The sequence below is a fragment of the Parabacteroides goldsteinii DSM 19448 = WAL 12034 genome (assembly GCF_000969835.1).
GTDB classification, from domain to species: domain Bacteria; phylum Bacteroidota; class Bacteroidia; order Bacteroidales; family Tannerellaceae; genus Parabacteroides; species Parabacteroides goldsteinii.
The window spans coordinates 1,046,486-1,064,867 of the sequence record NZ_KQ033912.1 but is presented as its reverse complement, the minus strand read 5'-3'; the positions used below and the strand labels follow the sequence as shown (position 1 = coordinate 1,064,867).

The window sequence follows — 18,382 nt, the reverse complement described above, 5'->3', positions numbered from 1 at the left end:
GATAATGATAAATTCTGAAACAGCTTTACGTATCAGGTCATATAAAATAGTATCTTTGTAAATCAATGTAACCAATAAACTATTACATATTATGAAAGCAGATTTCAATTATGATGAATTCCCGGGTCGTTTTGCCCATTGTCTCAACGAGAAATGCGTGCGTCGTGATACCTGCCTTCGGCATCAGGTGTGGCTTCGTGTTCCTCAAACGCGCGGAGGTGTATATATTATCAATCCGGGCCACCTTGCATCTCTCACTGGCGAAGAGTGTCCTTTCTTCCTGCTCGACCAACCGCAGCGGTTCGCCAGAGGCATAACCTGCCTGTTCGATGATATCCCTTTGCGAAAAGCCGAGACAATCAAATCACAGCTTATTGCCCATCTGGGACGTAATACCTATTACCGCTGTAAACAAAAGAAGCGCCTGGTCAGGCCGAAAGAGCAGGCATATATCAAAAAGCTGTTCCTTGCCCAAGGCATTACCGAAGAGCCGCAATATGACGAATATATGGAGTATTATGATTTGGATAGAGATTGATTCATAGTCTGTTACGGACTACTGAATGATCTATCCGTATAGATGCAGAAATATCATATATTGTGATACTCAATTCTCATATATTATACGAATGTTGTATCATAATATATGAGAATATGGTATCCTAATATAAGATACAGAAGTTGTCTGGTTGCGGAATGAAAAACAGGTGCGCTTACATTCTCCGAAAGACCGGATTTCTTGGATTTTTGTGCTTGAAAATGGAAAAAGCCGTAATAGTATGGATTTTTTGCTTCCGATAAATAATAATATTAATGTACGCGCATGTACATTATATATAAGACCTTTAATATTTCTCTAACGGATTAAAGACGGAGATGAATGTGTAGCTATTGAATTATAAAACGTGAAGTGCGAAAAAGGACTGACTAATTTAAAGGTTCCTTTTTTCTAGTCACAAAATTACAACAATCTTTTTAACCACCACTCTTTTTCTCTATATTTTTTTCTTTCTCTATATCCTTTCTTATCAACAGAATAACAAAGTTAGTACAAAATTCGACCTTTCCGGTATGAACTCAAATCATACACCCAAAAATGACGAGAAAAAAGGAACGTTTAAACTCGTCATTTAACATTTGGCAGTCTCTGAACGGATCCGTGAAATGGACTTTTATAACACTATTATTAATATTAAATTTATTGATTATGAACAAAAAGTTTTCTACTTTGATGGCGCTTGCTTTAGTTGTAGGTTCTGCGTCTGCTCAAAACTGGCAGCACCTTACCTCTAACGACTTGCAGGGTGCCTATCGTACGTATGGAACCGTAAATGGATCTGAAACAGTCGCAGATAATGCTGCTATAACCAAAGAAGATGCGGGTACATATACCTTAGCAACGCAAGGTACTTTCGACAAATTAATCAACTTCATTGATGATACTAAGTGGTATCAATTGGAAGTAGGACAAGATGGAAAGATTTTTAGCGGAGCTAATGGTACTTTTGTCCTGATTCAGGAGAGAGACACAGAAACTGGTAAGGTTTATTTGCGTGCCATGCCTAAAGCAACTGCTGAAAAGAATGGCGCAAAATTGAATGCTTCTTTGTGGAAGATTGAATACACAAAGAATGACGGTGTGAGCGGTGGTTATTTCCGTTATATTAATAAAGAAACTAACTTGGCTATTACTTTCGACCACACACTGATTAAAAACGCTGAGGTTTCTGAATTAAGAGCCGGTGTTAACGATTGGTCTTGGTATACAGTAAACAAGAACTCTGCTAAATTCGGTCTTGAAAGAGTTTATTCTTATCTGCACAACCAAGCTGATGGCGAAGTAATGTATCTTGCTTTTGCTAATAATGCGACCAATAAGGATGCTGTGCTGTCAACTCTTAACACAAATGGTTTTGAATATGCAACAAGTGCCGGTTACCTGGTTCAGGCAAAAGTTATTAAAGCTGATGCTGCTGGCACAGGCTTGGCAAACATAGCAGCTGAAGCACTTCAGTTGCGTCCGGTTGTGGCTATGCCGTTCTTTATGAATGCTAAGCAGTTCAATACTCGTATGGATGCTGATCAAAGAATGAATGATAAAGACTTTACATTCAAATTGGCTCCGGACAACCTGATCGGAGCTGAAGCATTTGCCGGTACATTCAGTGCAGAAGAAAATATTTATGAATTGACTGATGGTAGCTTTGAAAATGAAGGTGATGCCGATTTGAAAGCTATTACAAATGGTTTCAATCTGAGCTTCAAACGTGGTACTGAAGGTTATTTGAGACCTGCATTGGAACGCTATGAAGAAAAGAATATCAAACCGTCTGCTTCTCCTTCTGTTAAGTTTGAAGTGGCTCCTAAAGAAGCTACAACTGCTAATTCTTATTTGAAAGCTCGTCATTATTTCCGTGCAACTTATTTCCCGACAAACGACAGTATCGTTATCGAACCGCTGAATGCTGCTGTTCAAAGCGATAAAGAATGGGATCAAGGGACTGCTTGGACTGCTTCTGCATGTTGTACATCATTCTACGTAAACGATTTCACAAAAGCAAATACTTTGGTAAACAAATACGATGGATGGACTTCAAAAACAGTTTCTATTACGGCTGCCGAAATTAACGGTTTAGGGAAAGTTATCACTGTTGCTAAAGATGGTAAGAATGAATTCAAAGTTAAAACTACTATCAATCGTCCGTTCGCTTATCTGCAACGTGCAACTAAAGAAAATGGTTTATATTTCATTGAATTAGGAAATGCGAAAGCTAATGGCAGATATCGTGCACAGGGCATGAAGCTTGTAGCTAACATGGCTGGTGAACTGATGTATGATACTCAGGCTGAAAACCAGGATTATGGCACAATGCCTGCTACTATGTGGATGGTTGAACAATTGGGTTGTAAAGACATGAACTACTATGGCACAGATACTGCTAAGTATGTTAAAATTACTAACCGTGAATATCCTATCGTTGCTTTTGTAGGTCAATTATATTCTACAGATGGAAAGAACTATCGTTTTATCAACCGTTCTGCTGATTATAACTGGACATTCGATGCTTCTAAGTTAGGTATGTTTGATACTAAGTTCTTCAGTGTAAACGATACATTGTGGTTTACTCCGGTTACCGAAGCAGAACATCCTGCTGCTTACGAAAAAGAACACGGTTACAAACGTTTCTCTGCTGATGAGTTGAATGATGGAATTGAAAATAATTATAACATCAAACTGAACAACTTCCTGAACGATAATTTGTATCTGCAGGCTGCTAAAGATATGGGTTATGTTGCTTCTTTGGAAGATGCTAAAGATGCTGTTGCTTTCGAAATTGCTCAAGCAACTTATGAAACTACTGGTGGCGTTGTTACTAATGATTATAGCAGTGCATTGAAAAAAGTAGATGGCACTGACCTTCTTCCTAAACTGTACAGAGAAGCTTATATTATCAAAGTAAAAGATAAAAACCTGATTGATAACGATCGTTTATATATGGCTTCTGTAAAGGGTAACGACGGACGTTATTATTATCGTGCAGTTAAGAAATCTGACTTGAATGACAATACAGTGAAGTTGGCTTATTTCTACCTCAAAGCTGATCAGGTTCGTTTCGATGCAGACAAAAATGTAACTGATACTTGCTATGTACTGGTTGATATTAAAGAACCAGGTGTTGAAAAGTTGAAGTCTGATAACGGTTGGATGAAGGTTGCTGTTGAAAGCGGTAACACAATGGGGGTATTACGCGATAACGATTTGAACGATCGTCCGAACGAAGTATCTAACGCTTTCTATTTGCCGGATGCAATTGTTCGCAAACAGTATATCGATTTGAATGCTGATTATGCAATGCCTCTTAACAATACAATTAAGATCTGGAGAAAAGCTGGCAATTCAAACGAATATTTGTTTGAAGACAACGCTGATGCATCAGGTGTACAGTCTACAACCGGTCAGAAAATTAGCAAGACTCTGGGTTACCTGGGTATCGAAAACAAAGGTGTAACTGCTGAGGCTGCTGCTATCTATGTAGACGAAGTTTTAGCTTCTAAAGATACTCATATGCCTCAGTACTTACTGGGTGTTGCTGTTGATTCAATTCCTAACGGTGTAGCTTGTGATGAAAACCAGAAACATGGTTACTGGAAAACTGCAGCTGAAGCAGATAAGACAGATTGCCACTATGCAAACTATCAGGGTTATACAGCTGGTCGCTTCCTGGTGAACCTGAATGATTCTATCGAATATGACAATAGCCATGCGATGTTGGGTGATGCAAGTTCTTACAAATATCAGGGTCTTACTCGTTTGGCATTTGTTGAAGGTGTACACGTTGTAACTACTACAGGTGAATATCTGTATATCGTTAAACGCGGTAAAACATTGAAAGAAGCAATGACTGTTAAAGATAACTCTGGTGTATCTGATGAAAGCTATATTAAGAAAGGTTTTGTATTAAGCTGGAGCAAATTAGCTGAAATTGCTGACAAGCATGATCTGAAGAAGACAACTCATAGTAATTATGCATTCTCTTTGAGAAAAGTTACGGATAAGGATGACGAGACTTCTGCTGCAAGCGAAGGCTTCTTACTGGAATCAAACGATGCTGAAAACTCTGCTTCTGTTGGTGGATTTAAAGGTGCTTGGGTAAATGTTGTGAATGGTGTGCCTGTATTGGCTCAGAACTCAACAAAAACTGAAGATCACGAAAGTGCTGAAGGTAATATCCAGGAACTGATCAATCAGGCACAGGTATTCCATTTCGGTGAAACTGACGAAGAAGCTACAGCTAACGAAGGTATTGAAGCTGCCTCTACAATAACTGTAGTTGCTACCAACGGTGCAGTTATCGTTAAGGGTGCTGAAGGCAAGGCTGTTACTATCACTAACGTTCTTGGTCAGACAATTGCTAACACAGTAATCGCTTCAAGCGAAGCTACAATCTCTGCTCCTGCAGGTGTAGTAGTAGTTGCTGTAGAAGGTGAAGCTGCTGTAAAAGCAATCGTTAAATAAGAAATTATTTATAATCAAATAATTCTAATAGAGTATCACGCAGCGCAATAGCGTTAATTACCCTGTGACAGGTGAACAAGTGATATTTATTAATACTAAAGTAATGAAATAAAGTTCTTCTGTTCTGCCTCTGTGAAGAGTGAAAACAGACAAAAAAAGCAAGCCCCGGGGATTCGTCTTCCGGGGCTTTGTGTGTTTATCGAAGCTCTCTGTCGGGAAAGGAGATATCAGGTATGCCCCCAGAGGGCGCTTTTCTTTTGTTTATGATAAAGCAGCCTTCCGTAAATAATCCTTTTGTAATGAATTGTCTCCCTGTATTTGTTTATCTTTGCACGAAATAAGACAGTAAACACTATATGACGAAAGATATAACACCCGAATATGTGCTTGGTGACCTGCGTTATCTGCAATTGCTGGCACGTAGTTTCCCGACAGTTGCGGATGCCAGTACAGAGATCATTAACCTGGAGGCGATCCTGAACTTACCGAAGGGTACGGAGCATTTCCTGTCTGATATTCACGGAGAACATCAGGCGTTCAATCATGTGCTGAAAAATGCCTCCGGAGCGATCAAGCGTAAAGTGAATGAGATATTCAGCAATACATTGCGCGATTACGAGAAGAAAGAACTCTGTACGCTGATCTATTACCCGGAACAGAAACTGGAACTGGTCAGCTCGAAGGAACCCGATCTGGACGACTGGTATCTGATCACCTTGAACCAACTGGTGAGGGTGTGCCGTAATGTATCGTCCAAATATACCCGCTCGAAAGTGCGCAAGGCATTACCGAAAGAGTTCTCCTATATCATCCAGGAGCTGTTGCATGAGTCGTCGGTCGAGCCGAATAAGTCGGCCTATGTGGACCAGATCATCAAAACGATCATCTCGACCGGGCGGGCAAACGATTTCATTATCGCCATGTGTAACCTGATACAGCGGCTGACGATCGACCTGCTGCATGTGATCGGCGATATCTACGATCGTGGCCCGGGAGCACATATCATTATGGATACCCTTTGCGACTACCATCATTTCGATATCCAGTGGGGCAACCACGATGTCCTGTGGATGGGGGCGGCCTCGGGCAACCTGGGGAGCATCGCCAATGTGATCCGCATGTGCCTCCGTTTCGGTAACCTGGCAACCCTGGAGGATGGCTATGGCATCAACCTGCTACCTCTGGCTACCTTTGCAATGGATATTTATGGCGACGATCCCTGCGAATTGTTCATGCCGAAGACTAATGGGGCCGACTCGGCTTTCGACGAAAAGACGATCCGCCTGATCTCGCAGATGCACAAGGCAATAACGATCATCCAGTTCAAGCTGGAAGGGGATATTATCCGCCGCCGCCCCGAATTCGATATGGACGACCGCCTGTTGTTACACCATATCGACCTGAAACGCGGGACCATCCATCTGGACGGGAAAGAGTATGAACTGAAAGACAAAAACTGGCCTACCATCAACCCGAAAGACCCGTACGCGCTGTCTATCGAGGAGGAAGACCTGATGCACCGCATGCTCCACTCGTTCGAATGCAGCGAGAAGCTGAAGAAACATATGCGTTGCCTCTTCCGGCATGGCAGTATGTATCAGGTTTGTAACTCCAACCTGCTGTTTCATGCCTCTGTCCCGATGAACGCCGACGGAACGTTGAAGAACATTTGTATCGAAGGGCAGGAATACAAGGGTAAGGCTTTGCTGGATAAGGTCGACCAGTTGATCCGTACCGCTTATTTCGATTCGGACGGCTCTCCGGAGAAGGACTTTGCCCTCGATTACATCTGGTATCTTTGGGGAGGAAAAGACTCTCCTTTGTTCGACAAGAGCAAGATGGCAACCTTCGAACGGGCTTTTATCGACGACAAGGCGGTGCAGAAGGAAGACAAAGGGGCGTATTATACCCTGCGTGAAGAAGAAAAGGTATGCGATATGATACTGGACGAGTTCGGGGTGACCGGGCCTCACCGCCATATCATTAACGGTCATGTGCCTGTCCGCTCCATCCAGGGAGAAAACCCGATCAAGGCAAACGGCAAGTTGCTGGTTATCGACGGCGGTTTCTCCAGACCTTACCATCCCGAGACCGGTATTGCCGGTTATACGCTGGTTTATCATTCCCGCGGTTTCCAGTTGGTACAGCACGAACCGTTCCTGTCTACCGACCAGGCAATCAAGGAAGGCCGTGATATCCGTTCCACCACGATTGTGGTCGAGTTGAGCTCTCACCGCCAGATGGTGAAAGATACCGATAAAGGCGCCGACCTGCAACGCCAGATCCATGACCTGGAAAAGTTGCTGTATGCCTACCGCAACGGATTTATCAAAGAGAAGGAACGGAGTGAGTATTGAATATAGAAATAATTGAACCTACTTTTCCCTTGATGGAAAAGTAGGCAAAAGATCAAGGCTTAACCGGCTTCACTGCTCCGGTGAAAGACTTCGCTGAAAAATCCGAAACTCGCTTCGCTCAGACAACGGATTTTTTTAACCGCTTCGTCTTCCCCCTACGCGGACGTTCACCCGCTTAGGCCTTTTCAAGGAAGCTGTGCTTCCTCTTAGGATGGCCGATACCGGTACTTATAGAACAAAAACTTGCGGATTTAACAGGTAGTATCGGCAATCTTAAGAGAACGCAAAGCGTTCTATGAAAGGCCTCATCTGGTGAGCGTAAAGCGAAGCATCCGTAGTGAGCGCCCGGAGGCTGTGCTGTTTGAGCGTAGCGAGTTCACAGACGACAGCGAACGTAGGATGCGGAGTAGCGAAGCGGATGCAGCCTTGAACTTTTGGTTACTTTTCTTTCAAGAGAAAAGTAACATTCAAAACTGATAAGATGTGAAACTCTCAAATAGGATAATAACTAAATAGAAATGTTTAAACAAATCGCTTTACCATACTTCCTCTTGCCGCTTCTCCTGGCCCTCCTTTTTATGGGAGGCCTGGTGTACGGTGCCGTTTCCATCCCGCTGGAGAGCGTGATCGATATCCTTCTGGGGAAAGACGTGGGCCGGCCCGCCTGGCAGAATATCATCTTGCAATCCCGTTTCCCGCAGGCGGTTACGGCTTTGCTTGCCGGAGCCTCGCTGGCTACCAGCGGCCTGTTATTGCAGACTCTGTTCCGTAACCCGCTGGCAGGCCCTTCCATCCTGGGGATCAGCGACGGGGCAAACCTGGGAGTCGCGGCCATCATGCTCTATTTCGGCGGGACGCTCAGTATGGTGACGGAGTTGCCCATCAGCGGTTACCTGGCGGTTATTATCGCTGCCTTTGCCGGTGCCGCTTGTATCCTGGGACTGATCATCTGGTTTTCGGCAAAGGTGAAGAGCAATGTCATGCTGCTGATCATCGGTATCATGATCGGTTACCTGGCCTCTTCCCTGATCTCCGTCCTGAATTACTATGCCTCGACGGATAAGGTGCACGCCTTCGTCATGTGGGGCCTCGGCAATTTCTCCGGCGTATCGCTGATGCAACTGCCTTATTTCCTCCTGTTCACGTTGGCCGGCCTGCTGCTGGCAATCCTTTTGATAAAGCCGTTGAACGCCCTGCTGCTGGGCGAAATGTACGCGGCCAACCTGGGGATCAAGATCAAGTGGACCCGTATTGCCATCCTGTTCTGTACCGGTTTACTGACGGCTACGACGACCGCTTTCTGTGGCCCGATCTCCTTCATCGGACTTGCCGTGCCGCATATCGCCCGTCTGATGCTGGGTTCGTCCAACCATAAGATGCTGGTGCCCGTCACGATGCTTGCCGGTTCCTGTATCGCCCTGTTGTGTAATATACTGATGGTGATGCCCGGAACCAATAATATACTCCCGTTGAATGCCGTAACCCCCATGCTGGGTGCGCCGGTCATTATTTATGTGATTGTGAATCGTAAAAATATCCAATACTTCGACTGATGAATATGCAAGAACCTGTAATAGAAGCCAGCCGCCTCAGTATTGGCTACCTGCTGAAAGGCGGAAAGCGCAAGGTCATCCATGACGACCTGAACCTGCGCCTGCGACCGGGCGAAGTCACCTGCCTTCTCGGACTGAACGGTGCCGGAAAGTCAACGTTGCTGCGCACGCTCTGCGGTTTCCAGCCTCCCTTGAGCGGCGAGATCCGCCTGATGGGAAAACCGTTGTCTTCCTACTCTCAAAGCAACTTTTCACTGACGGTAGGTGTTGTACTGACGGAAAAGACGAATGCGGGCGGCATCACCGTTTACGAACTGGTGTCTTTGGGCCGTCATCCGTACACCGGTTTCTTCGGACAGTTGAAGAAAACCGATAGGGAGATTATCGAACAATCGCTGACGGCAGCCGGCATTGCCCATAAAGCACAAAACTACGTATCCGAACTGAGCGACGGTGAACGGCAGAAAGCCATGATCGCCAAAGCCCTGGCACAACAATGCCCGATCATCCTGCTGGACGAGCCGACGGCTTTCCTCGACGTTACCAGCCGGATCGAGACCATGGTGCTGCTGCATAAGCTGGCCGTAGAACAACATAAAGCGATCCTGCTTTCCACCCACGACCTCGACCTGGCGATCCAGATGGGCGATTGCCTCTGGCTACAGGAAAAAGGCCGTCCGATGGCGTGCGGTACGCCCGAAGACCTGATCCTGAGCGGCGCCTTCGAGTCTTTCTTCGGAAAAGAAGGGATTGTCTTCGATCCGTCAACCGGAAAACTGAATACGAAGGCACCCGTCGAACCGATAGGAGTGGAGGGCGACTTCCTTGTTTCCTATTGGGTAGGCAATGCTATGATCCGTAACGGCTTCCGTCCTTCGGCAGTGAAAGACGGACAGCCCAATATCAACTGCCTCGACGCCCGTCATCTGTCACTGACCCTGCCCGGAGGGGAGGTGAAGGTCTTATCCGGGGTGGCAGCACTGGTCGAAACGGTAAGGAGAGTAGGACCGATCCCTACTGTTCGCACACTGCCGCATCCCGATGTGGAACACAACTGCATCCCGGTGCGGTAGCCAGCCGCATCCTGATGCGGAACTTCACCGCATCCCGGTGCGGTATCATGCGAACAGCAGGGGGCGACACCTCTCTCCTTGCCGGAGCAGCCTGCCAGCATAAGGGCGGGCGTGGTAACCTCCTTGGTGCACAGGGAGGAAAGGATGAATAGAACGAAAGTATAACAAGATAAGTGTAGATGAATTATGGCAAATGAAATAATCGGACGGCTGGAGAACGAGAAAGTGAGCCGTCTGCTGTTACAGTATGCTATCCCGGCGGTGATCGGGACGATGGTAAATGCTTTGTATAATATTGTGGACCGTGTCTTTATCGGTCAGGGAGTCGGTGCGCTGGCTATTGCCGGACTGACGCTGACCTTCCCGATCCTGCTCTTCTTGCAGGCATTCGGTATGCTGGTGGGGGCAGGTGCGGCTACCCGTGTCTCCATCCATCTGGGGCGGAAAGCGAACGAGATGGCGGAAAAGGTCCTGGGAAATGCCTTTACGCTGACATTCATTATTACGATCATCACGGTCGTTCCCTGTATGATCTGGATGGAAGACCTCCTGCTGGCCTTTGGCGGAAGCGAACAAACGATTCCTTATGCCAAAGACTACCTGAATATTGTGGTCCCCGGAACGATCCTGACTTCGCTCAGCTTTGGTTTCAACGCTGTCATGCGTGCATCCGGCTATCCGAAGAAGGCCATGTTTACCATGCTGATCGGAGCGATAGCCAACGTGATACTCGACCCGATCTTTATCTTCTGGCTGGATATGGGTATCCGGGGGGCAGCCATCGCAACGATCATCTCCATGCTGCTCAGTACCCTGTTCGTCATGAACCATTTTATTCAGAAAGACAGCATTGTCCGTTTCCATAAAGGTACTTTCAAACTGGAGGGCCATGTGGTATGGAATATCCTGACGATCGGTGTTTCGCCTTTCGCCATGCAGCTGGCGGGCAGCCTGGTTGTCGTTATCCAGAACTACGCCTTGAAACAATATGGCGGCGACCTGGCTTTGGGGGCCAACGGTATTATCACCAGCGTCGGGATGCTTCTGGTGATGTTGATTATCGGTATTGCGCAGGGGATGCAGCCGATTGTCGGCTTCAACTACGGAGCTGGTCAGCATAAGCGTGTGCAGGATACCCTGTGGCTGGTGATTATCACATCGACCGTTATTATGGGGATCGGTTGTCTGTGCAGTGTCCTGTTTCCGGAAATAATAGCCCGGGCCTTTACCAACGACCCCGAACTGATTGAGGTGACGGCAAACGGTTTGCGTATCAGCCTGCTCGTTTTCGTGGTGGTCGGTTCGCAGATTTCCATCAGCCAGTTCTTCCAGAGTATCGGTATTGCCTGGAAAGCGATGTTCCTGAGCCTGAGCCGTCAGTGTCTTTTCCTGATTCCTGCCCTTTTGACATTCCCGCATGTGTGGGGACTGGACGGGGTGTGGTATGCATCACCGTTTTCAGACTTCATTGCGGCCGTAACTGCTTGGGGTTTCCTGTGGTACCATGTTAAAAACATAAAAAGTAAAGGGATAAATTGAACTTACCGGCACGTTATTTGTCTATATATACAAAAAGAGATATATTTGACGCGGATGGCCTGGCTAAGAAAAATGTACATTGATGTTTTAATCCGCGTTATCCGTATCATCCGCGTCAAAAATATCTCAGTATCCGATTAACAATTAAAAAGAATAGAAGTATGAAAAGAGTATTATTATTGCTAGCTGTCCTGCTGTTTAGTGCCGGTTCAGGGACAATGATGGCACAACAGGATAAAGCAGCCGAGAAAGCTGCCAAGAAAGCAGAGAAAGAAGCCCGTAAAGCAGCCGAAGAAGCTGAAAATATGGCATTGTTCGAACAAGCCGTCCAGGCTCTTAACGACAAGGACTTCGTGCTCGAAGCCGATCGTGTGGAATTTAAACGCGGACGTTTTGTTTATGTCACTCCGAGTACCAACTTCGTCTCTATGGATGGCAACCGCGCAACTATCCAGTTGGCATTCAACGGAGCTTACGCAGGTCCTAACGGTATCGGTGGAATCACTGTAGAAGGAAACGCTTCGAATGTGGAAATGAAGACCGATAAGAAAGGCAATATTACTTTCAGTATGATGGTACAAGGCGTAGCCGTTTCGGCAAACGTGACTTTCCGCATGGTGAAAGGTTCCAACAAATGTACGGCCACTGTCAGTCCGAACTTCAACAGCAACCGTGTTTCATTTACCGGTACCCTGTATCCGACCGAACAGTCTAACGTGTTTAAGGGACGTTCCATCTAACGTAACAGATAACACAGATAACACAGATCGAGCAGATTGACGCAGATATTTTAATTAATAAATCTGTGTTCATCTGCTCGATCTATGTTATCTGCGTGCTATTTGTATTTTAAACGATCACTCTGCCTGATTACTTCTTTATCTGATCTACCGTGTGGAACAGCATGATCTGTAAAACCGGATTGGCGTCGTCATCGAGTGTTTCGATCAGTTTTTTCAATTCGGCATCGCCATGTTTACCTTCGGCTTCCTGTAAGGCGTAGACCTGGCGGGTACGTACGGCAACGTTGCTATTCTGTGTCGTGCTCCAGTTGGTGATGTGCGGATAATCGTCCATCAGCGTCCAGTATGAATTGCCCGGATAGTCGGTCATCTTGTAGATCTGGTTGTCTTTCTTGTCATAGATGTAGTAATGCTCGTCGACATACGGCTTATACGAATGGCAACGCAGGATATAGAACATCAGGTAGCGCTCGGTCTCGATCGTCGGATGCACCTGGGCGAAAGTGGTGGGATATTTGCTTTGGTCGATGATACGCGGAATGACCTGCAAGTCTTGCCGGATTTCAAAGATGGTATCATTGCCCAAATTAGCCATAAAGGCCCCTTTAGGGCTCTTTACCAGGCTTCCGTAGGCCAGACGCCCGTGGCTATCGTGAGGCAGTTGGGTTGGGAAGCGGATCGGTAATTTTTTTACCGTGCTTCCGTCTTCTTTGCGGACGACCGAATAGCGCGGACCTCCCGGATTGTATCTGAAATAATTGAGCAGGAGCGAGTCGTTGAGGATCGTGATCTCTTTCGCTTTGTTGAGGAAGGTACGTTTGAAGTTCCCTTCGAGGTCGTAGACATACGTGCATCCTTTCTTTAGGTTGGCATCCTGAACGAAGATCTCTTTCCGGAGGGTATCGACGGCATAGCTGCTTATATAGCTGTATTCGCCCGGTCCTCCGCCCTTATGGTCGATTTTCCGGACCAGGCTGCCGTCTCTTTTGAATATATAAATAGCCGCTTGCTCTTCTTGTGCGTAGATGAAGTCGTTAGTCAGCAAATATTCGTTGCCCTCGCATGTCCCGATTTGCCTCAGAAGCGTACTGTCGTTGGTCTCCAGTGGTATATACAACGCATCGGAGAGATCGCTCAGGCGGATATTCGTTTCCGGATAATTCTCTTCTACATTAAAAAAGATAGGTTTTTCTCCTTCATACCAGATGGGAGCGGCCGGCTGTATTGTTGTTTCTGCCGTTTCTTCTCCGTTATCCGGTTGTGCGGCGGAATCTTTTTTCGTACCTGAGCAACCGGTTGCCAGGAAAAAAGTAAAAAATAGAAGAGGTAATGTTTTCATGTTGTAGTCTGTTATAAAGTTGGCGTAATATAAGAATAAAGAAGAGTCAGGCAATGCCTATGGCCGTTTTTTATACTTATTCGTCTCGTATATAAAGATATTTTGTAGATTTGTTCTCATTTATTAATTCTATTTATTCAGTAATTATGCAATTATCAATCGACCAAAAAGACATAGACAAATTCATCATGATAGGCGACAAGGTGCTTATCAAGCCGAAGAATCCGCAGAGTCAGACTAAATCAGGCCTTTACCTGCCGCCCACCGTACAGCAGGAGAAGATACAAAGCGGCTATATCATCAAGGTAGGTCCCGGTTTTCCACTGCCTTCGCAGAAGGAAGAGCATGAAGTATGGGAGAAGAAGGAAGACGAAGCCGTCCATTATCTGCCTTTGCAGGCGCACGAAGGCGATCTGGCTGTTTATCTGCAGAATGCCGCTTACGAGATTAAGTTTAACGACGAAAAGTTCCTGATCGTGCCCCATTCGGCGATTTTAATGCTGCTTCGCGACGAAGGATTGTTCGAATAAAGCCTTTTTCTTTGGCAAAATACTAATAGATTCACTTTTTTGATATATTTTTGCAAGCAAATCAACAAAATAAACTATCAACAGTAGCGATTAGAATGAATAAAATTGTAAGTAAAGAACATTTCTCTGCCAATGTCGTGAAGCTGGAAGTGGAGGCTCCTCTGATTGCCCGCTCACGCAAAGCTGGTCACTTTGTGATCGTGAAGGTGGGAGAGAAAGGTGAACGTATCCCTTTAACCATTGCAGGTGCAGATACTCAGAAAGGAACCATCACACTTGTGATTCAGGCTGTAGGCGGTTCATCCAAGAAGATCTGCGATTTGAACGTAGGCGATTATATTACCGACCTGGTAGGTCCGCTGGGACAGGCTACCCATATCGAAAAGGTAGGTACCGTAGTTTGCGCCGGAGGTGGTGTAGGTGTAGCCCCGCTGCTGCCTATCGTTGAGGCTTTTCATAAGGCAGGCAACCGGGTGATCGTTGTTCTGGCGGCCCGTACGAAAGACCTGGTGATTCTGGAAGAACAGATGAGTGCAAACTCAGACGAAGTGATCGTTATGACCGACGACGGCTCATACGGTACCCAGGGACTGGTAACAAACGGCGTAGAAAGTGTCATCAACCGTGAGAAGGTAGACCTTTGTGTAACCATCGGCCCGGCCATCATGATGAAATTCGTTTCAGCCCTTACAAAGAAATATGAGATACCTACTGTCGCTTCGTTGAACACGATCATGGTAGACGGAACCGGCATGTGTGGTGCTTGCCGTATCACGGTAGGCGGAAAGACCAAGTTTGTCTGTGTGGACGGACCGGAGTTCGATGCCCACCAGGTTGATTTCGATGAGATGCTTATGCGTCTGGGTGCTTATAAAGATATTGAAAAGAAATAACCACTGAAACAAATGACAACAGCAGAATTAATTGCAGCCCGCCGTTCCGAACCCTGGAGAGAAGAACTGCGCAAAAGCAAAAAAAATAAAGAACGCACGGATATTCCCCGTGTAGAAATGAATGAACTGGATGCCGAATACCGTAGTCATACCCGCCTGGAAGAGGTAAACCTGGGATTGACGAAGGAACAGGCCATGCAGGAGGCACAACGTTGCCTCGACTGCCCGAATCCGACCTGTATGGAAGGCTGTCCGGTAAGTATCAATATCCCGACGTTTATCAAGAATATCGAACGGGGTGAATTTCTGGAAGCGGCTAGGGTCCTGAAAGAAACCAGTGCCCTGCCTGCCGTTTGCGGCCGTGTATGTCCGCAGGAAAAGCAGTGCGAAAGCAAATGTATCCACTTGAAGATGAAAAAGGCTCCTGTTGCTATCGGTTATCTGGAGCGTTTCGCAGCCGACTACGAACGGGAGAGCGGCAATATCTCCGTACCGGAGGTAGCAGAAAAGAACGGTATCAAGGTAGCCGTAATCGGTTCCGGTCCTGCCGGACTGTCTTTTGCCGGTGATATGGCAAAACGCGGATACGACGTGACGGTGTTCGAGGCGCTGCACGAGATTGGCGGCGTATTGAAATACGGTATTCCCGAATTCCGTTTGCCGAATAAGATTGTAGACGTGGAAATCGAAGGCCTGCGTAAGATGGGAGTGAAGTTCGTCACGAACTGCATCGTCGGAAAGACTATCAGTTATGACGATCTGCATGAAGAAGGCTTCAAAGGCTTCTTTGCAGCCAGCGGTGCCGGTCTGCCTAACTTTATGAATATACCGGGCGAAAACCTGATTGGTGTCATGTCGTCCAACGAATACCTGACACGTGTCAACCTGATGGATGCCGCCAATCCGGAGAGCGATACGCCGGTATTGCAAGGCAAGAAAGTGGCCGTAATCGGTGGTGGTAACACGGCGATGGACTCTGTACGTACAGCCCGCCGCCTGGGAGCCGAACGTGCTATGATTGTTTACCGTCGTAGCGAAGAGGAAATGCCTGCCCGTGTGGAAGAAGTAAAACATGCCAAGGAAGAAGGTGTGGAATTTATGACGCTGCATAATCCTATCGAATATATCGGCGATGAAAGAGGCCGTGTCAAACAGATGCGTTTGCAGAAGATGGAGCTGGGCGAACCGGATGCTTCCGGACGTCGCCGTCCGGTGGCTATCGAAGGAGCCATCGATACCATTGATGTGGACGAGGTAATCGTCAGCGTCGGTGTTTCTCCTAACCCGCTTATCCCGCGTGCCTTCAGCGGCCTGGAAGTAAGCAAATGGGGAACAATCGTAGTCGATCAGGATACCATGCGTTCCGCTTTGCCGGATGTATATGCCGGAGGCGACATCGTTCGTGGTGGTGCAACCGTAATCCTGGCCATGGGCGACGGTCGTAAGGCTGCTGCCGCGATGGATGCCGGCTTACAAGGAAAATAATCCGTATCTGATAAAGATAAGGCCCGGTCTGATTGCAGGCCGGGCTTTTTTATTGTTTGTGAAAAAAACGTCAAAATAACTGTTATAAGCCGAATTTTAAGCGCTTACATCCGAAATGTTATTGGAATGCTAAATTAATTCTTATATTTGCGTCTAATCGATTATTCAGAAAAGACATATAGGAGAGGTAAAGAAGATATTTATACGATAGTTATAAATATTGGTGTGTCTATGAAGGGAGGGCTGTGGCAGAAATGCTATGGCCCTTTTTGTTAAATTGTAAGTATGATATTGTTTGCAACTAATTAATAGTTACATTTGCAAAAAGATTAACCAAATGGGGACTAAAGAAAAACTTATAGAACGTTTTAAGGCTTTACCGTCAGATTTCACATTTGATGAATTAGAAAAGCTTTTAAAATGTTTTGGCTATGAAAAATCGAATAAAGGCAAAACGTCTGGTTCGAGGGTGGTTTATAAGAATAAGGATAAACGTCCGATCATGCTGCATAAGCCGCATCCGGGCAATATCATTAAGACATACGCCATGAAGCAGGTATTAAATGATTTGATTGATGCAGGATTTATTAAATGAAGGAGGCTACGATGAATACATTAACTTATAAAGATTATATCGGCTCTGTTAATTTCAGCGAGAAAGATAATGTCTTCTTTGGAAAGGTAGAAGGCATTAATGCACTTGTGAATTTCGAGGGAGAAAGCGTGAGTGAATTACGGAAGGCTTTTCAAGAGGCTGTAGATGATTATCTGGCATATTGCGAAGAGGAAGGCATTGAGCCTCATAAAAGCTATTCAGGTTCTTTGAATGTGCGTATTTCGCCCGAAATTCATAATAAAATAGCTATGCTGGCTAAACAAGCAGGGATTTCTATAAATGCATTTATAAAAGAAGCATTGGAAAAACAAGTAGCATCTTCGTTCTGACACACGGCCTCGCATTTAGAGCGGGGCTTTTTTTATTATCTCTATTTACAAAATAAAAAGCCCCGATATTGCAAGCAATACCGAGGCCTTTTGGAAGCGAGCGGAAGACGGGACTCGAACCCGCGACCCTAACCTTGGCAAGGTTATGCTCTACCAACTGAGCTACTTCCGCAATTAAATCAAAATGTACTCGAAGCGGGACTTGAACCCGCACAGCCGCAATGGCCAAAGGATTTTAAGTCCTTCGTGTCTACCGATTCCACCATTCGAGCATCCCTTCTCTTAGAGATGAGCGGAAGACGGGACTCGAACCCGCGACCCTAACCTTGGCAAGGTTATGCTCTACCAACTGAGCTACTTCCGCATTGTTTTCGTTTGCGTGTGCAAAGGTAGACGAAATTTTTGTATTTGCAAACATTTGACTAAAAAAATCTCTTTAGAGGATGATTTTTTTAATACCGGATTAATAATTTGTTCCCCTGCTGAGTGACATCGAATCTCGTTAATGCAAATTCTGACGGGCCATCTGACGGAGTTCCAGTACCATACGCTATTTCGTATTTGGTTCCGCACTTGGGGCATTCTGCCCAGCCGGTATTGTCAGCTTTGACCATTGTATTTTTATTTGCTTCGTGAGGACAGCAGAGGTCATAGGCATAATACTTGGTGTTACCGTTGGAATCGAATCCGCTAACCACCAGTACTCCCGAATATCCGAGTTGCGTACCGTAGTTCTGACCGCTGGTAGATGTTATTTCTTTAAAATTAAGAGCACCTACCAGGTCTTTGTCTTTGTAGGTCAAATCCAGTTCCAGATATACCCGTGCATAAGGAACATTCGAGACGTTTACCTTATTGCACGATATCGCCAACAGTACTACCAAACAAAAAAATATTCTTTTCATGTG

16 protein-coding genes and 3 tRNA genes are annotated in these 18,382 nt (G+C 45.9%); 14 read left to right on the top strand and 5 right to left on the bottom strand.

Features of this window, described 5'->3' with window-relative positions:
* Positions 1-91: 91 nt before the first annotated feature.
* The 9 genes from HMPREF1535_RS04215 to HMPREF1535_RS04185 all read left to right on the top strand — a co-directional run bounded on the left by HMPREF1535_RS04215 (position 92) and on the right by HMPREF1535_RS04185 (position 12,279).
* Positions 92-538 carry a DUF6078 family protein gene (locus HMPREF1535_RS04215; RefSeq protein WP_007655016.1) on the top strand — a complete coding sequence of 149 codons (447 nt, stop codon included), beginning with the start codon at positions 92-94 and terminating at the stop codon, positions 536-538.
* Between the two features lie 669 nt (positions 539-1,207).
* On the top strand, positions 1,208-5,017 hold the full coding sequence (locus tag HMPREF1535_RS25740) for a DUF6383 domain-containing protein (RefSeq protein WP_148499099.1): 3,810 nt from the start codon (positions 1,208-1,210) through the stop codon (positions 5,015-5,017).
* Between the two features lie 356 nt (positions 5,018-5,373).
* Positions 5,374-7,374 (top strand): fructose-bisphosphatase class III, encoded by a 2,001-nt coding sequence (locus HMPREF1535_RS04205; RefSeq protein ID WP_046145376.1) that lies wholly within the window; start codon positions 5,374-5,376, stop codon positions 7,372-7,374.
* A gap of 312 nt (positions 7,375-7,686) precedes the next feature.
* Entirely contained in the window at positions 7,687-7,851 is a 165-nt protein-coding gene (locus HMPREF1535_RS25735) for a hypothetical protein (RefSeq protein ID WP_154278477.1), read from the top strand.
* Between the two features lie 41 nt (positions 7,852-7,892).
* Positions 7,893-8,927, top strand: a complete 1,035-nt coding sequence (locus HMPREF1535_RS04200) for an iron ABC transporter permease (RefSeq protein ID WP_046145375.1) — start codon at positions 7,893-7,895, stop codon at positions 8,925-8,927.
* On the top strand, positions 8,927-10,000 hold the full coding sequence (locus tag HMPREF1535_RS04195) for an ABC transporter ATP-binding protein (RefSeq protein WP_046145374.1): 1,074 nt from the start codon (positions 8,927-8,929) through the stop codon (positions 9,998-10,000). Before HMPREF1535_RS04200 ends, HMPREF1535_RS04195 begins: the two co-directional genes overlap by 1 nt.
* A gap of 14 nt (positions 10,001-10,014) precedes the next feature.
* A complete protein-coding gene (locus tag HMPREF1535_RS25730) occupies positions 10,015-10,152 on the top strand; it encodes a hypothetical protein (RefSeq protein ID WP_154670865.1) in 138 nt (45 codons plus the stop codon).
* A gap of 34 nt (positions 10,153-10,186) precedes the next feature.
* Complete coding sequence (locus HMPREF1535_RS04190) at positions 10,187-11,539, top strand: MATE family efflux transporter (RefSeq protein ID WP_007655003.1); 1,353 nt, start codon at positions 10,187-10,189, stop codon at positions 11,537-11,539.
* 161 nt (positions 11,540-11,700) lie between these two features.
* A complete protein-coding gene (locus tag HMPREF1535_RS04185) occupies positions 11,701-12,279 on the top strand; it encodes a DUF4251 domain-containing protein (RefSeq protein WP_046145373.1) in 579 nt (192 codons plus the stop codon).
* A gap of 130 nt (positions 12,280-12,409) precedes the next feature.
* Here the strand turns inward: HMPREF1535_RS04185 and HMPREF1535_RS04180 are convergent, their stop codons facing one another.
* Positions 12,410-13,621, bottom strand: coding sequence for a 6-bladed beta-propeller (locus tag HMPREF1535_RS04180; RefSeq protein ID WP_010801952.1), 1,212 nt, complete (start codon positions 13,619-13,621; stop codon positions 12,410-12,412).
* Between the two features lie 146 nt (positions 13,622-13,767).
* Between HMPREF1535_RS04180 and HMPREF1535_RS04175 the strand changes: the two genes are divergently transcribed.
* The 5 genes from HMPREF1535_RS04175 to HMPREF1535_RS04155 all read left to right on the top strand — a co-directional run bounded on the left by HMPREF1535_RS04175 (position 13,768) and on the right by HMPREF1535_RS04155 (position 17,474).
* Positions 13,768-14,151, top strand: coding sequence for a co-chaperone GroES (locus HMPREF1535_RS04175; RefSeq protein WP_007654999.1), 384 nt, complete (start codon positions 13,768-13,770; stop codon positions 14,149-14,151).
* A gap of 95 nt (positions 14,152-14,246) precedes the next feature.
* The gene (locus HMPREF1535_RS26080) at positions 14,247-15,044 is read left to right on the top strand and encodes a sulfide/dihydroorotate dehydrogenase-like FAD/NAD-binding protein (protein ID WP_007654998.1); all 798 of its coding nucleotides are present in this window, start codon (positions 14,247-14,249) and stop codon (positions 15,042-15,044) included.
* A gap of 12 nt (positions 15,045-15,056) precedes the next feature.
* The gene (gltA, locus tag HMPREF1535_RS26075) at positions 15,057-16,529 is read left to right on the top strand and encodes an NADPH-dependent glutamate synthase (RefSeq protein ID WP_010801954.1); all 1,473 of its coding nucleotides are present in this window, start codon (positions 15,057-15,059) and stop codon (positions 16,527-16,529) included.
* Between the two features lie 337 nt (positions 16,530-16,866).
* On the top strand, positions 16,867-17,124 hold the full coding sequence (locus HMPREF1535_RS04160; RefSeq protein WP_046145372.1) for a type II toxin-antitoxin system HicA family toxin: 258 nt from the start codon (positions 16,867-16,869) through the stop codon (positions 17,122-17,124).
* Between the two features lie 11 nt (positions 17,125-17,135).
* On the top strand, positions 17,136-17,474 hold the full coding sequence (locus tag HMPREF1535_RS04155; RefSeq protein ID WP_007654992.1) for a type II toxin-antitoxin system HicB family antitoxin: 339 nt from the start codon (positions 17,136-17,138) through the stop codon (positions 17,472-17,474).
* Positions 17,475-17,573: 99 nt separating this feature from the next.
* Here HMPREF1535_RS04155 and HMPREF1535_RS04150 read toward each other — a convergent pair.
* The 4 genes from HMPREF1535_RS04150 to HMPREF1535_RS04135 all read right to left on the bottom strand — a co-directional run bounded on the left by HMPREF1535_RS04150 (position 17,574) and on the right by HMPREF1535_RS04135 (position 18,379).
* Positions 17,574-17,646: transfer RNA gene (locus HMPREF1535_RS04150), tRNA-Gly, on the bottom strand.
* 15 nt (positions 17,647-17,661) lie between these two features.
* Positions 17,662-17,746, bottom strand: a tRNA-Leu gene (locus tag HMPREF1535_RS04145).
* A 19-nt stretch (positions 17,747-17,765) separates the two neighbouring features.
* Positions 17,766-17,838: transfer RNA gene (locus HMPREF1535_RS04140), tRNA-Gly, on the bottom strand.
* 88 nt (positions 17,839-17,926) lie between these two features.
* Complete coding sequence (locus HMPREF1535_RS04135; RefSeq protein ID WP_046145371.1) at positions 17,927-18,379, bottom strand: Rieske (2Fe-2S) protein; 453 nt, start codon at positions 18,377-18,379, stop codon at positions 17,927-17,929.
* Between the last annotated feature and the right edge of the window lie 3 nt (positions 18,380-18,382).

What these genes read in the sequence shown, in the direction of transcription:
- HMPREF1535_RS04185 (WP_046145373.1), top strand. Translation starts at nt 11,701, where the DNA reads ATGAAAAGAGTATTATTATTGCTAGCTGTCCTGCTGTTTAGTGCCGGT.
- HMPREF1535_RS04195 (WP_046145374.1), top strand. Translation starts at nt 8,927, where the DNA reads ATGAATATGCAAGAACCTGTAATAGAAGCCAGCCGCCTCAGTATTGGC.
- HMPREF1535_RS04190 (WP_007655003.1), top strand. Translation starts at nt 10,187, where the DNA reads ATGGCAAATGAAATAATCGGACGGCTGGAGAACGAGAAAGTGAGCCGT.
- HMPREF1535_RS26080 (WP_007654998.1), top strand. Translation starts at nt 14,247, where the DNA reads ATGAATAAAATTGTAAGTAAAGAACATTTCTCTGCCAATGTCGTGAAG.
- HMPREF1535_RS04215 (WP_007655016.1), top strand. Translation starts at nt 92, where the DNA reads ATGAAAGCAGATTTCAATTATGATGAATTCCCGGGTCGTTTTGCCCAT.
- HMPREF1535_RS04180 (WP_010801952.1), bottom strand. Translation starts at nt 13,621, where the DNA reads ATGAAAACATTACCTCTTCTATTTTTTACTTTTTTCCTGGCAACCGGT.
- HMPREF1535_RS04160 (WP_046145372.1), top strand. Translation starts at nt 16,867, where the DNA reads ATGGGGACTAAAGAAAAACTTATAGAACGTTTTAAGGCTTTACCGTCA.
- HMPREF1535_RS25730 (WP_154670865.1), top strand. Translation starts at nt 10,015, where the DNA reads ATGCGGAACTTCACCGCATCCCGGTGCGGTATCATGCGAACAGCAGGG.
- HMPREF1535_RS04155 (WP_007654992.1), top strand. Translation starts at nt 17,136, where the DNA reads ATGAATACATTAACTTATAAAGATTATATCGGCTCTGTTAATTTCAGC.
- HMPREF1535_RS25740 (WP_148499099.1), top strand. Translation starts at nt 1,208, where the DNA reads ATGAACAAAAAGTTTTCTACTTTGATGGCGCTTGCTTTAGTTGTAGGT.
- HMPREF1535_RS04175 (WP_007654999.1), top strand. Translation starts at nt 13,768, where the DNA reads ATGCAATTATCAATCGACCAAAAAGACATAGACAAATTCATCATGATA.
- HMPREF1535_RS04200 (WP_046145375.1), top strand. Translation starts at nt 7,893, where the DNA reads ATGTTTAAACAAATCGCTTTACCATACTTCCTCTTGCCGCTTCTCCTG.
- gltA (WP_010801954.1), top strand. Translation starts at nt 15,057, where the DNA reads ATGACAACAGCAGAATTAATTGCAGCCCGCCGTTCCGAACCCTGGAGA.
- HMPREF1535_RS04135 (WP_046145371.1), bottom strand. Translation starts at nt 18,379, where the DNA reads ATGAAAAGAATATTTTTTTGTTTGGTAGTACTGTTGGCGATATCGTGC.
- HMPREF1535_RS04205 (WP_046145376.1), top strand. Translation starts at nt 5,374, where the DNA reads ATGACGAAAGATATAACACCCGAATATGTGCTTGGTGACCTGCGTTAT.